General features: G+C 35.7%; 13 protein-coding genes. 3 read left to right on the top strand and 10 right to left on the bottom strand.

The genetic code is table 11. The annotated features are described in order from the left end of the window. Nucleotides 1–89: 89 nt before the first annotated feature. Nucleotides 90–476 (top strand): nucleoside triphosphate pyrophosphohydrolase family protein, encoded by a 387-nt coding sequence (locus tag CLOST_RS00975; RefSeq protein ID WP_013360385.1) that lies wholly within the window; start codon nucleotides 90–92, stop codon nucleotides 474–476. Nucleotides 477–677: 201 nt separating this feature from the next. On the opposite strand, the gene radA is transcribed toward CLOST_RS00975, so the two are convergent. The 5 genes from radA to CLOST_RS00950 form a co-directional block, all read right to left on the bottom strand. After that, entirely contained in the window at nucleotides 678–2,039 is a 1,362-nt protein-coding gene (gene radA, locus CLOST_RS00970) for a DNA repair protein RadA (RefSeq protein ID WP_013360384.1), read from the bottom strand. Nucleotides 2,040–2,061: 22 nt separating this feature from the next. After that, nucleotides 2,062–4,527, bottom strand: coding sequence for an ATP-dependent Clp protease ATP-binding subunit (locus tag CLOST_RS00965; RefSeq protein ID WP_013360383.1), 2,466 nt, complete (start codon nucleotides 4,525–4,527; stop codon nucleotides 2,062–2,064). Between the two features lie 14 nt (nucleotides 4,528–4,541). Next, complete coding sequence (locus tag CLOST_RS00960) at nucleotides 4,542–5,576, bottom strand: protein arginine kinase (RefSeq protein WP_013360382.1); 1,035 nt, start codon at nucleotides 5,574–5,576, stop codon at nucleotides 4,542–4,544. Continuing rightward, the gene (locus CLOST_RS00955; RefSeq protein WP_013360381.1) at nucleotides 5,576–6,079 is read right to left on the bottom strand and encodes a UvrB/UvrC motif-containing protein; all 504 of its coding nucleotides are present in this window, start codon (nucleotides 6,077–6,079) and stop codon (nucleotides 5,576–5,578) included. Before CLOST_RS00955 ends, CLOST_RS00960 begins: the two co-directional genes overlap by 1 nt. Nucleotides 6,080–6,219: 140 nt before the next feature. After that, on the bottom strand, nucleotides 6,220–6,591 hold the full coding sequence (locus CLOST_RS00950; RefSeq protein ID WP_013360380.1) for a VOC family protein: 372 nt from the start codon (nucleotides 6,589–6,591) through the stop codon (nucleotides 6,220–6,222). A gap of 277 nt (nucleotides 6,592–6,868) precedes the next feature. Between CLOST_RS00950 and CLOST_RS00945 the strand changes: the two genes are divergently transcribed. Next, complete coding sequence (locus tag CLOST_RS00945; protein ID WP_013360379.1) at nucleotides 6,869–7,324, top strand: Dps family protein; 456 nt, start codon at nucleotides 6,869–6,871, stop codon at nucleotides 7,322–7,324. 169 nt (nucleotides 7,325–7,493) lie between these two features. On the opposite strand, the gene CLOST_RS00940 is transcribed toward CLOST_RS00945, so the two are convergent. The 3 genes from CLOST_RS00940 to mnmA form a co-directional block, all read right to left on the bottom strand. Further along, nucleotides 7,494–7,802, bottom strand: coding sequence for a CGGC domain-containing protein (locus tag CLOST_RS00940; RefSeq protein WP_013360378.1), 309 nt, complete (start codon nucleotides 7,800–7,802; stop codon nucleotides 7,494–7,496). Between the two features lie 168 nt (nucleotides 7,803–7,970). Continuing rightward, nucleotides 7,971–8,876: a DMT family transporter gene (locus CLOST_RS00935; RefSeq protein ID WP_013360377.1), complete on the bottom strand. Its 906-nt coding sequence runs from the start codon at nucleotides 8,874–8,876 to the stop codon at nucleotides 7,971–7,973. Between the two features lie 65 nt (nucleotides 8,877–8,941). Then, a complete protein-coding gene (gene mnmA / locus CLOST_RS00930) occupies nucleotides 8,942–10,087 on the bottom strand; it encodes a tRNA 2-thiouridine(34) synthase MnmA (RefSeq protein WP_259369991.1) in 1,146 nt (381 codons plus the stop codon). Nucleotides 10,088–10,436: 349 nt separating this feature from the next. Here mnmA and rpsD point away from each other — a divergent pair, with 349 nt between their 5' ends. Then, nucleotides 10,437–11,015: a 30S ribosomal protein S4 gene (gene rpsD / locus CLOST_RS00925; protein ID WP_013360375.1), complete on the top strand. Its 579-nt coding sequence runs from the start codon at nucleotides 10,437–10,439 to the stop codon at nucleotides 11,013–11,015. Nucleotides 11,016–11,091: 76 nt separating this feature from the next. Here rpsD and CLOST_RS00920 read toward each other — a convergent pair whose 3' ends face one another. Next, complete coding sequence (locus tag CLOST_RS00920; protein WP_013360374.1) at nucleotides 11,092–12,156, bottom strand: HD-GYP domain-containing protein; 1,065 nt, start codon at nucleotides 12,154–12,156, stop codon at nucleotides 11,092–11,094. 2 nt (nucleotides 12,157–12,158) lie between these two features. Beyond that, nucleotides 12,159–12,851 (bottom strand): beta/alpha barrel domain-containing protein, encoded by a 693-nt coding sequence (locus tag CLOST_RS00915; RefSeq protein ID WP_013360373.1) that lies wholly within the window; start codon nucleotides 12,849–12,851, stop codon nucleotides 12,159–12,161.

Below are 12,851 nucleotides of genomic sequence, written 5' to 3'. Positions count from 1 at the left end.
CATTATAGCACAATTTAATCAAATCTTCGCAGTTGACCTTTTACAGCATCTTTAAGTATAATAATATATAAATACAAGGAGGTAAAAAGATGGAGCTAAATGAATTTACCCAAAAAGTTGAAGAGGTTCTAATAAGACATAAAAGTATACTCGACATAATGACAAAGCTTCAAGAAACTGATGCCAGAACAACTAGAGCTGTAGCAAAAGCCGTTACAGAGTGTGGCTGTATCAGTATCAAGGCCTCCAAACAGCAGCTATCTACAGAAGTGGATTACTCTGAGCTTGATAAATTTACAAGTAATCATATAGATGGAGAGCTTTGTCCTAGATGCAAAGAACAGCTAGTTCATGAAATAGGCGATCATATTTTTTATATATCTGCACTGTGCAACACATTGAATTTAAGCCCTGGAGATATCTTAAGCAAAAAACATGACGAAATAACAACCCTAGGCAAGTTCAGTCTTTTTTAAACATCTTCACAGTACTATTTTACAATATATTAACCCTGTTATGATTTACAAATGACTTACAATACTGTGGAAATTCTGAGGAAAATAATATGTAAATTTAGGTAAAAGTCTATTTAAATTAGGCTTTTACCTTTTTTATTGTGAATAAATGAAGCTTTCTAGAGCTTATTACAATTCATAATTGAATTATTGATAATCTTCTTATTTAAATGCCTCAGCAAGAGCCATCTTTACATCTTTTACTCCTGTAATCTTAATTGAATTTATATTTTTAAGGTCCTTTGCTGTACTATAAGGCACTATAACCTCTTCAAATCCAAGCTTTAAGGCTTCATTAATACGTTTTTCTCCAAAGCTCACTGAGCGAATCTCTCCTGTTAAGCCTATCTCTCCAAAAAACGCCACATTGTTTTTGATTTCTCTGTTTGAAAAGCTCGATGCCACTGCGCAGGCTATCCCTAAATCAAGTGAAGGCTCGTAAATTTTTATTCCTCCAGTCAAATTCACATAGACATCCTGGCTCTGAATTCTAAGCCCAGCTCTTCTTTCTAATACAGCCAAAAGCATGTTTAGCCTATTAAAATCAATTCCTGTAGCTGTTCGTCTAGGTACTGCAAAGGTAGTTGGAGCAACAAGAGCTTGGATTTCCACTAGCATAGGTCTTGTGCCTTCCATAGTACAAACAATAGCAGTTCCTGGAGCTCCCACGCTGTGCTCAGATAGTAGAATTTTGGATGGATTGCTTACCTCTATCAAGCCTTTATCTGTCATTTCAAAAACTCCAAGCTCATTTGTAGAGCCAAAACGATTTTTTACAGCTCTTATCATTCTATAGGTATTGAATCGCTCACCTTCAAAATAAAGCACAGTATCCACTAGATGCTCTAGAACTCTTGGGCCTGCAATAGCTCCTTCTTTTGTTACATGGCCTACTAGAAAACAGCTGATGTTATTTGCCTTTGCTATATTCATAAGCCTTCCAGTTGCTTCTCTAACCTGAGAAACACTTCCTGGAAGAGATGTAAGCTCTGGCGATGATACCGTCTGAACAGAGTCTATTACTACTACGTCAGGCATAACTGCAAGTATCTCTCCTTCTATAGTATCTAGATTCGTCTCTGCCAGTATGAGCATATTCATATCACCAGAAAAAAGGCGAGAAGCCCTTAGCTTAATCTGCTGAGCTGACTCCTCACCTGAGATATACAGCACCTTTTTTTCCTTTGAAATATGGTGGGCTAATTGAAGCAGCAAAGTGGACTTTCCTATCCCTGGATCTCCTCCTATAAGAACAAGAGAGCCTCTTACTATTCCTCCACCAAGCACTCTGTCAAATTCAGAAATATGAGTAGTGAATCTATCAGCCTCAGTTCCCTCTACAGATTTTAAATCCACAGATTTTTGCAAATGTGAGCTTTGTTTTTTTGCTCTAGCAGTTTCCTTCTGGGTATAAGCTTCCTCTACCATAGAGCCACCGCTATTGCACTCTGGACAGATTCCCCACCATTTTGCGGATTCATAGCCGCACTGCTGACAGATATATTTGGTCTTTACCTTTGCCATATTTTAACCCTAGCCTTTCATTTTAAACTGTTTTTGTCTTTACTACGAAATCTAGCTTGTCATCCACTGCTGTAACTTTTATATTGTCAGAATCATTTATTTCTCCTCTTAAAAGCTTTTCAGAGATTTCATCTTCAAGCAGTCTTTGAATAGCACGCTTTAGAGGTCTTGCGCCAAACTCTAAATCATAGCCATTTTTAGTGATGAGCTTCATTGCAGCCTCATCTAGCTCTATAGTAATATTTTTATCCATAAGACGTTTTTCCAGATTTGATATCATTAGATATACGATTTTTTCAAGCTCTCTATCTGTAAGCGCATGGAATACTATAATATCGTCTACACGATTTAGAAACTCTGGTTTAAAGCTTCTCTTAAGCTCAACCATAACATTGTCCTTCATCTTTTCGTAAGCTGCTTTTTCTTTCTTTTCTTCATCTGTTACAGTGCTAAATCCAAGAGTCTTTTGCTTTTGGATAGTAGTTGCACCTACGTTTGAAGTCATGATGAGCACTGTATTTTTGAAATCCACAGTACGTCCTTTAGAATCTGTAAGTCTTCCATCGTCTAGAATCTGAAGCAGCATATTAAATACATCTGGATGAGCTTTTTCTATCTCATCAAATAATACCACAGAATATGGCTTTCTTCTGATTTTTTCCGTAAGCTGCCCGCCTTCATCATAGCCTACATATCCTGGAGGAGAGCCTATGAGTTTTGATACAGAATGCTTTTCCATATACTCACTCATATCTATTCTAACTATAGAATCCTCATCTTCAAACATAGCTTCTGCTAAAGCCTTTGAAAGCTCAGTTTTTCCTACTCCTGTAGGCCCTAGGAATATAAATGAGCCTATAGGTCTCTTTGGATCCTTCATACCTGTTCTAGCTCTTCTTATGGCTCTTGATATAGCTTCTACTGCTTCTTCTTGACCTATAACTCTTTTGTGAAGTATATTTTCTAAATCCAAAAGCTTAGTAGATTCTTCCATTTGAAGTCTAGTAACTGGAACTCCTGTCCATGAAGATACTATTTCAGCTATGTCCTTTTCTAATACTACTTCAGTGCTAGTATAGTTTTTCTTAGTCCACTGCTCTTTATTTTCGCCTAGCTGCTCTTTGATTTGCTTTTCTTCATCTCTAATTTTAGCAGCCTTTTCAAAATCCTGAGTAGCTATTGCTTCTTCCTTTTCCATAGAAAGCTTGGATAGTTTATCCTCTAGCTCCTTGATATTATCAGGCTCCATATATTTTCTAAGCCTTACTCTAGAAGCTGCTTCATCTATTAAATCTATAGCTTTGTCAGGCAAAAATCTATCAGTGATATATCTATGCGATAAATCAACGGCCGCCTTTATTGCTTCATCAGTAATCTTTACCTTATGGTGAGCTTCATATCTATCTCTAAGGCCGTGAAGTATTTTTATAGAATCCTCAGTGTTAGGCTCATCTACCATTACTGTCTGGAATCTTCTCTCTAGAGCAGAATCCTTTTCTATGTGCTTTCTGTATTCATCTATAGTAGTAGCTCCCATAACCTGGATTTCACCTCTAGCTAGTGCAGGCTTCATGATATTTGATGCATCTATAGCACCTTCAGCTCCACCGGCTCCTGCTAGATTGTGGATTTCATCTATAAATATAATCACATCTTTATTTGCTTTTAATTCCTCTACTATTTTTTTAACTCTCTCTTCAAACTCGCCTCTGTACTTAGCTCCTGCAAGAAGGTTTCCCATTTCGAGAGTCATAATACGCTTGTTTTTAAGGGTAGATGGGATATCTCCCGAGTTTATTTTTTGAGCTAGTCCTTCTATTATAGCTGTCTTTCCTACACCCGGGTCGCCTATAAGGACAGGGTTATTCTTAGTTCTTCTACTTAAAATTTGAATTATTCTTTCTATTTCTTTACTTCTACCTATTACAGGGTCAAGTCTGTTTTCATCAGCTTCTTTGGTCAAATCCACACCGTACTGGTTAAGTGTAGGGGTGTTTGGATTTTGACTATTCATAGAGCTTGTATTTCCTGCTTGATTAGGCTCTTTGCCTGCACTGCTTCCTCCAAGAAGATTCATAATCTCTTTAAATACCAGATTATAGTCTATACCTTTTTCCATTAGAAGCCTGCATCCTATGCACTCTTTTTCCTTTAGCAAGGCTAGAAGTAAATGCTCAGTACCTATATAGCTATGGCCTAGCATTTTTGCTTCCATTATACTCAGCTCAAAAATCCCTTTAGTTCTAGGGCTAAAGCCTTGAAAGTGAGTATTTGGAAGTCCAATACCCTCTAAATCTATTATTTCTCTTACTAGTGATTCAAGCGTAAGACCAAATTTGTATAGCACTTGATAAGCTATTCCTTGTCCTTCAGCCATCAGTCCCAAAAGAATATGCTCACTGCCAGCAATATTATGACCTAGCTTGCTAGCTTCCCTCTTTGCAAGCTCTATGGCTTGCTTTGCTCTTTCTGTAAAATTCTCCATCATTTTTGTAATCCTCCTTATCCTACAAAGTCAACATCTTTAAAAATCGTCCTGAGCAGATTTGCTCTACCTGTATCTATTTGTTCTTGGCTCTTTGCTTTATAATCTATGATTTGATTTCCTGGCTGTACCTTTATCATGATTCTGTTTATTTCTTCATCTGATATTCCTGTAATCCAGCCTAATCGTATTCCTAGCTTGATTTTAGAAAGATAGTTCATAGATTCATTTATCTTCATGACCCTGCTAGTCGCTAATATCCCAAGGCATCTAGAAATTCTGTCTTGTAATACTATACCCAGCTTTGAAACTAATATTCTTTCCGCTTCTATTTCCTTTTCGATTATTTGCCTAGTTATACCCATAATGCTGTTTACTATTTCTTCTTCCTTGAAGCCTAAAGTAAGCTGATTTGAAACCTGAAAAAGCGAACCTATAAACTGCGTTCCCTCTCCATAAAGCCCTCTAACTGCAAGGCCTATTTGAGTAGCATTTTCAAGTATTGGAGTTATAAAGCCCATCTCAACTAGCGCTGGCAGATGAACCATTACAGAGGCTCTCATTCCTGTGCCTAGATTTGTAGGGCAAGAAGTCAAATACCCTAGGTTCTCCCTAAATGCGTATCTTAAGTTTTTTTCCAGTAAATCATCCAGTTTATCGCACATCTCATAAGCATTATCCATATGGAGTCCTGGAAGAAGAGCTTGAATTCTCAGATGGTCTTCTTCATTTACCATTATCGACAGGGTATTTTGCTCATTTATAAATACTGCTCCTTTTGCTTCTTCTGACATTTCCTTGCTTATCAAATGATTTTCAAGCAGATATTCCTTGTAAAGCATATCTGCCTCAGCCATTATTACAGCGTTAAAGTTTATATCATAGCCATCTAAGCTTTCTTTTACCTTTGAGATAATGTCCTTTGCTTCATTTGCTTCTAATTTATTTGGAAAATTGTAGTCCTCCAAATTTCTGGCAAGTCTTACTCTAGAGCTCACAACTATGCTTTTTCTCATGTCCTCAAGCTTGCTTGCTTCTGCATTTTCGTTCATTATCCCACCTCTTTCTCAAGGAGCTTGATTTTATCTCTTAGCTCAGCTGCTTTTTCAAATTCTTCTGCCTGTATAGCATGAGAGAGCTCCGTTTTGAGCTTAGTGATTTCTCTTTTTCGCTTTATGTCAAAAGCCGCATGCTCAGGTATTTTTCCTATATGTTCTCCTTTTATTTGCACTCTTCTTATAAGAGGACTCAGCTCATCTTTAAAGGTTTCATAGCAAGCCTCACAGCCTACCTTGCCAAGAGATTGAAATCTGCTGTAGGTAGAGCGACATTTTGGGCAGGCTTTTTCTTTTTCAGCCTCATAGGTACTGCTCTTGTCCATATCCATTAGACTTGCAAACAAATCCTTGACTGAAAAAGGTATATTTATATCTATGGGCTTTATTTTTTTCTCATGAGCGCAATCTTCACAGAGCGATACCTTTGTAACTGCACCATTTATAACTTGCATATATGATATAGATGCTTCGTTTTGCTTACAATTTTGACAAAGCATGAAATCGCCTCACTTTCTATCCTAATTATTGCCTATTTTTTCATTTCTAAACTGGCTTGCTAAGTTTTTTTGAATTCAAAAGAGTGCCCCCATATTTTTATATGAGGACACCCTGGTATTTTACCTTATTGATTTATCTCTTATCTGTTTTGAGGTAATATCTCTAGCCAATAATTATCTGGGTCTGCTATAAAATAAATACCCATTGATGGATTTTCAAATACTATGCAGTCCATCTGCTTGTGATGCTCATGAGCCTTTTCATAATCATCCACAGTAAAGGCTATATGAAACTCATTATCCCCAAGATTATAAGGTCTATCCCAGTCTCTAAGCCAAGTAAGCTCTAGCTGATGAGCAGAGCTTCCATCTCCTAGATATACGAGTATAAAGCTTCCGTCAGAAGCTTCCTTTCTTCTTACTTCTTTAAGCCCTAGTGCTTTTTCATAAAAAGCCATGCTTTTTTCTAAATCTAGTACATTTATATTGTTATGTGCAAATTTAAATTCCATTGTGCCCTCCTTATATTTATGTTTACAACCGGATTAGTTCTAAATTGTCTGTTTTGAAATTATTGACTTTTAACAATCCTCATAAATATTATATACCACAAAAAAACTTATTCAAAAAAATTTTTTTAAAAAGATGTTTAAACTTATTTTAAGTGGTTATAATTGTATTATAGACAACTTTGAAATGATTACAATATAGTTTAATTAAATCATTTCTGGGTAAACTAATTAATATGATAAAAATAAATTTTATATAATTTTAAGGAGGAATTTTATTATGGCTAACAAGAAAAACGCTAACACTGTAACTCAGTTTCTAAATGTTCATCTATCAGATCTTCACGTTATGTATACTAAGCTTCACAACTATCACTGGAACGTAGAAGGAAGAGGTTTCTTCCAGCTACATGCAAAACTAGAGGAGCTATATGATGGCGTAGCAGGAGAGCTTGATGAAGTTGCTGAAAGAATCCTACAGTTAGGTGAGCGTCCATTTGCAACTATGAAAGACTATCTAGCAAATGCAAAAATTAAGGAAGTTGAAAGCAAAGGCATAAGCCCAGATGAAGTGCTATCTGCTCTTCAAAAGGATTATGAATATACAATCGAATCTCTTAAAAACGGTATTGATATAGCTGGAGAAGCAGACGACCCTGTGACAGAAGATATGCTGACAGGAATGCTAGCTGGCTATGAAAAGAATCTATGGATGATTAAAGCGTATCTAGCATAAATAAATTCTAAGCTAATAAATAATCAAACCCTCCTTGAAGTTTAAGAATCAGCTTAAGCTTCAAGGAGGGTTTTTAATTGTTTAAAACTCATTAGCTTTATATGATTATTAAACAATAATACTCATAGTATATATAGTAATCCCATAATCCTATTTAATCCTAAAGATATTAATCTAATATCGCTCTTCCATGAGTATAGCCTTTAACTTCAAAGTCCTTTGAGAGCCTTTCTAAAAGCTCCTGATATCCTGAGTAGCGTCTTCTAAGACAACTCGAAAGATGAACTGCTTCAACTTTATTTTTCTTTAATTTTTCTATTTTATGCTCCAAATCTCCGCCCACATGAGTAAAGCCTAGAATCTGAGCCTCTGGTCCATAGTCTGAAAACGAATCAAGCCTATTGAAAAACGCATTGAAGCAACCTTTTCCTGTACATCTTTTCATAGTATCTTCATTTACTAATATAGCTATTTTCATTTATTACCCTCCAGATGATTTGATAATCTTGTATTAAATAATTAAGTCCAATCAGGTTAATAGGCGATTGGACTTATAACCTTAATGTATTCACAGTAAAGAAATTAAGCTGATTCGTCTGTGATTTTTATCAAGGCTTAATATATAATTTCGAAATTATTCTCTCATCTACTGTGATATTTCTCTTTTAATCATCTTCACAGGTGGCTTGTTCATTGCTACTATAGACACCAGTATTATGGCTACACCTATAAGATTGCCCAGTCTTACAGGTTCTTTTAAAAATACTGCAGCAATTGCAATCGATACTATTAGCTCAACAGATGCAATAACTCCTAGCTTTGAAACCTGCACATTGTGAAGTGACGGTATGTAAAGGCAGTAAGGCATAGCTGCTACAAATATACTAAAGGCTATAAGTAATACTACAAGTCTTAAATCTTGAAGCATATATAGCTCGTTCATCGGCTTTGCAAATGGAAGTAGCATGAGGCTTCCAAACATAAAGCTGTAGATTATAATAGTAAAAGGATTATATGAGGATGCTGTTTTCTTGCTAAGTGCTGGCATCAGTGAATAGCTAAGGGATGCAATAAGTCCTAGGGATATTCCAGGAAGATCTGCTTTCAATGCTGAAAAGTCTCCACCACTTACTCCAAATATACAGCCTGCAAAGCATATCAGCACTGAAATTATTTTTCTTTTATCAGCTTTTTCCTTGTACATAAAGGTTCCTAGCAAAAACATAAACACAGGGGAAAAATAAAGCAGAACTACCGCTGTAAAGGTTCCTACTCTTTGAATAGACGCAAAATAAGTAAGATTAAATAATCCCTGCGAAATCACACCTATAACGCAAGCAGAAATCAGTCCCTTTAGGTCTATTTTTAAAATGCTCGGATCTTTTATTAAAAACCATCCTGCAAGCAAAGCAAATCCCAGAAATACTCTAGAAAATGCTACAAATTCTGCACTTAATCCAAATCCTCTAAGTGTCTGAACGAAAATACCAATCATGCCCCATAAACTGCCAGCTAGGGCAATCTTTAAATAGCTTTTTGTCTCTTTGTCCATTTTGACTACCTCATAGACTTTTTATCAAGTCTGTCCTTTGCATGTATTTTAATAAAGCTTTTTATCTAAAATGTCGGGTTAAGATATTTATACTTACTATTTACAGGCTCTATGGATTTTATAATGCTGCTTCCTAAACAGATATCTGCATCATAAAGTACAGCTACCTGTCCTGGAGTAACTGCTTTTACTGGATTGTCATACACTATATGAATGTTTCCATCTTCCATCTTGTGTACAGTAACAGGAATATCTTGCTGTCTGTATCTGAATTTTGCAGTGCAGTGAAGTGGAAATACTGGCTCCTCATCTAGCGTCCACGCTGGAGCTTCTCCTATTAAGGAAGTAGAATAAAGCGCTTCATGCTGCTCTCCTTGAGCTACATATAGAAGATTCTTTTTAAGATCCTTTCCAACTACAAACCATGGCTCTCCGCTTCCTACTCCACCTATTCCTATGCCTTTTCTTTGTCCTAGCGTATAGTGGTAAAGCCCATGATGCTGGGATATCTTTTTGCCTGTATCTACATTTATCATATCGCCTTTTTTCGAAAGCAGGTATTTGTCAAGGAAGGCATCAAAATCACGCTCACCTATAAAGCAAACTCCTGTAGAATCTTTTTTCTTTGCAGTGTAAAGCTCATTTTTTTCAGCTATTTCTCTCACTTTAGATTTTTCAAGTTCGCCTATTGGAAAAAGTGATTTAGAAAGAGCTTTTTGGCCTATTCTAGACAAGAAATAGGTCTGGTCTTTATTATTATCAACGCCTCTTAGCAAGTAAAATTTACCATCTCTTTCTTCTACTCTAGCGTAATGTCCCATAGCTATGTAATCAGCGTCAAGCTTAAGCGCGTAATCTAAAAATGCATTAAATTTAATCTCTTGATTGCACATTACATCTGGATTTGGTGTTCTTCCTTTATTGTATTCATCCAGAAAATAGCTGAACACTCTATCCCAGTATTCCTTTTCAAAATTCACTGTATAATATGGGATTCCAAGCTGGTCAGCAACTCTTCTTACATCTTCGTAATCCTCTGTAGCTGTACAAACTCCATCTTCATCCTTTTCATCCCAATTTTTCATAAAAATACCGACTACATCGTAGCCAGCTTCTTTTAAAATTACTGCTGATACAGAGGAATCTACTCCTCCGCTCATACCTAAAACAACTCTTTTTTTCATAATATCATCCTTTATTTTATACTTAATAAATTTAATGTAAATGCAATATATTATTATATCATAGCTATTAATTTGAAAACCAGTATCTTAGCTTCTAGTTTTTCTTAATACCTCTTAATTATATTATCCTCTTATTTTTATAAAACTCAATCCCTTTCACAAAACTAAAGTTTTTATAGTAAATCTTATACGGCTTTTAAGAGGCTCTCTTACAGCTATATCCTTTACTAAAGCTATAGCATTATTAATTATTTATTCGAATCTATATATCAATTGATTTAAATTATCGTTTACATCTCTTGGATTTTATCGTATAATAATAATCGGCTGCTGGACGTAATTTTATTATGTTTAGTATTTTTGAGGAGGAAACATATTGGCAAGACCAATGGGACCTAGATTTAAAGTGGCAAGAAGTCTGGGCGTAAATGTATTTGATCACCCTAAAGCGTTAAATAGAGGGGTAAAGCCACAAAAGAAAATATCAGAATATGGAAAACAACTAAGAGAAAAACAAAAACTAAAAGCCTATTACGGCGTACTGGAAAAACAGTTTAAAATCTATGTGGAAGCTGCTATGCATTCAAAAGGAAACTCTGGTGAAAAGCTAGTTCAAAGACTAGAACAAAGACTGGACAATATGACATATAGACTGGGCTTTGCATCTACCTTAAGGCAAGCTAGGCAGATGGTAGTTCATGGTCATATCCTAGTGAATGGAAAAAAAGTAGACAGACCATCTTATAAAGTAGAAGTGGAAGATACCATTTCTCTAAAAGAAAAATCAAAAAGCATAGCTATTTTCAAAGATAGCTTTACAAGCACAACAACCAATTTACCTTATCTAGAGAAAAATCTAAATGATTTTTCTGGAAAGCTAATTGCTGAGCCAAAACGAGACCAGGTGCCTATAGAGGTGACTGATTCATATATCATAGAGTTTTACTCTAAGTAGTATAATTAATAAAAAAAGCCTAAATCAAACTAAATGGTTTCATTTGAAACTTAGTTGAATTTAGGCTTTTTAAGTTCTATAAAAATTCTACTATTTCTAATTTAGCGTTTTCTTTATTTCCTAAATCTATCAGTTTATCGCCCTGAGTAGTTTTAATAACTGGTCTTGACAACTTATGTACAGATAAGAACACTATCTCACCTATCGTATCATCATTTAGCTTTACAGGATTTCCTATGTAGTTTTCCGCTATTCGCTTCAAAAATTCAGTAAGTATGGTTACGTCAAGCTTATCCATGAAATCTCTTTCCATGATTTTAAGTGCTTCAAAAGGAGTGAGTTTCTCTCTTTGTGGTCTCTTTGAAGTCAGTGCTGTATATACGTCAGCTATAGCTATAATCTTGGCATAGTAAGGTATCTTATCTCCTTTTAATCCCTCTGGGTAGCCTGAACCATCTTCTCTCTCATGATGGTAGCGTATAGCATTCTTAACTTGTTCACTTATAGGATACCCATCTAACATATCATATGAATACTGAACGTGCTTTTTCATTTCATTTAGTTCCTGTTCAGTTAAAAAACCTTTTTTCATAAGAATTTCCTTTGGAACTGAAGCCTTGCCTGCATCAGCTAAAATTGCACTTAAAGTCAATTCCTTTAACTCCTCTTCAGATAGCTTAAGCCATTTCCCTATAGCATAGGCTGATAGTGACACACTGTAGCAATGTGAGTAGGTAACATCATCGCTATCCTTTACCTTTTGCATCATCTGAAAAATATTCAATGTAGTTCCTGATTGCATACTGAGACTAGACTCAACAAGGCTGTTTAATTTTTCTTCCTCAATTTCTCCACCTAAAATACTTGAAATTTCATTTTCGATAGTGCTTACTGTGTCATGAAACTCCAATTTAAAATCCACTATTTCTTGATCAATTTTTTCTTTAGGCGATGGCGGTGCTACTTCCTCTGATAAAGTCAATACTTTTACTTTGTCTACCCTATGCTGTCTTAGAAGATTTTTTAGTATCATAGCATTGGAAACAGAGAAACCTCTGCCCACTATGAGGTTTCCCTGATTACTATATACATCTTCATCGATGATCATATCCTTTTGAATATCTTCAACCTGAATTCTCATTCTTACTTAAGTCCCCCTCTGTAATTTTCCATTATTTGCGAGAAAAGCTCTCCACTGCTCGGTGGAGTATAGGTTATAGCATTTGCTCCAGCATTAATAGTTTCTAGTATGCTCTCTGGCGTAGGTCCTCCAGTTGCAATAATTGGCATCTCAGGAAACTCATCTCTTATTTTCGAAACAATGGAAGCTGTTTTTGCCCCCCCAGATACGTTAAATATCGAAACACCCGCTTTTATTCGGGCTGCAATATCTTCTTTTTCAGATACCACAGTTATAACTATTGGTATATCTATACGTTTTTTCATTTCCATAATAAGAGCATTTGGAGTAGGTGCATTAAGTACTACTCCAAATGCACCATTTAGCTCTGCATGAAGAGCAATATCTATAGAGCGCTGCCCTGTTGTAAGTCCTCCTCCTACTCCGCAAAAAACAGGACTAGGAGAAACCTCTATGATAGCCTGAGTTATTGATAGCTGAGGTGTAAAAGGGTATACCGCAATAACCCCATCTGCATTTGAATTCTTTATAAGTGCTACATCGGTAGAAAACATAAGCGACTTAATACGTTTGGCAAAAATATTAATCCCACTTGCTTGATATATTTCCTTTGGAACTTCTACTATTTTTTTTCTTAGCTTTGACTCTATAACAGGAACAAATTTTTTATCCTTTGGAACACAATTATTTTCCAT

The sequence above is a fragment of the Acetoanaerobium sticklandii genome, from assembly GCF_000196455.1.
GTDB classification, from domain to species: Bacteria; Bacillota; Clostridia; order Peptostreptococcales; family Filifactoraceae; genus Acetoanaerobium; species Acetoanaerobium sticklandii.
The sequence above is the reverse complement of the archived record's forward strand: the minus strand, read 5'-3'. Positions and strand labels throughout refer to the sequence as shown.

Bases quoted from the DNA above. Each gene is read 5' to 3' on its own strand.
- CLOST_RS00960 (WP_013360382.1), bottom strand. From the start codon at position 5,576: ATGAACGAAAATGCAGAAGCAAGCAAGCTTGAGGACATGAGAAAAAGC.
- CLOST_RS00965 (WP_013360383.1), bottom strand. From the start codon at position 4,527: ATGATGGAGAATTTTACAGAAAGAGCAAAGCAAGCCATAGAGCTTGCA.
- CLOST_RS00920 (WP_013360374.1), bottom strand. From the start codon at position 12,156: ATGAGAATTCAGGTTGAAGATATTCAAAAGGATATGATCATCGATGAA.
- radA (WP_013360384.1), bottom strand. From the start codon at position 2,039: ATGGCAAAGGTAAAGACCAAATATATCTGTCAGCAGTGCGGCTATGAA.
- CLOST_RS00955 (WP_013360381.1), bottom strand. From the start codon at position 6,079: ATGCTTTGTCAAAATTGTAAGCAAAACGAAGCATCTATATCATATATG.
- CLOST_RS00915 (WP_013360373.1), bottom strand. From the start codon at position 12,851: ATGGAAAATAATTGTGTTCCAAAGGATAAAAAATTTGTTCCTGTTATA.
- CLOST_RS00945 (WP_013360379.1), top strand. From the start codon at position 6,869: ATGGCTAACAAGAAAAACGCTAACACTGTAACTCAGTTTCTAAATGTT.
- CLOST_RS00950 (WP_013360380.1), bottom strand. From the start codon at position 6,591: ATGGAATTTAAATTTGCACATAACAATATAAATGTACTAGATTTAGAA.
- CLOST_RS00935 (WP_013360377.1), bottom strand. From the start codon at position 8,876: ATGGACAAAGAGACAAAAAGCTATTTAAAGATTGCCCTAGCTGGCAGT.
- CLOST_RS00940 (WP_013360378.1), bottom strand. From the start codon at position 7,802: ATGAAAATAGCTATATTAGTAAATGAAGATACTATGAAAAGATGTACA.
- CLOST_RS00975 (WP_013360385.1), top strand. From the start codon at position 90: ATGGAGCTAAATGAATTTACCCAAAAAGTTGAAGAGGTTCTAATAAGA.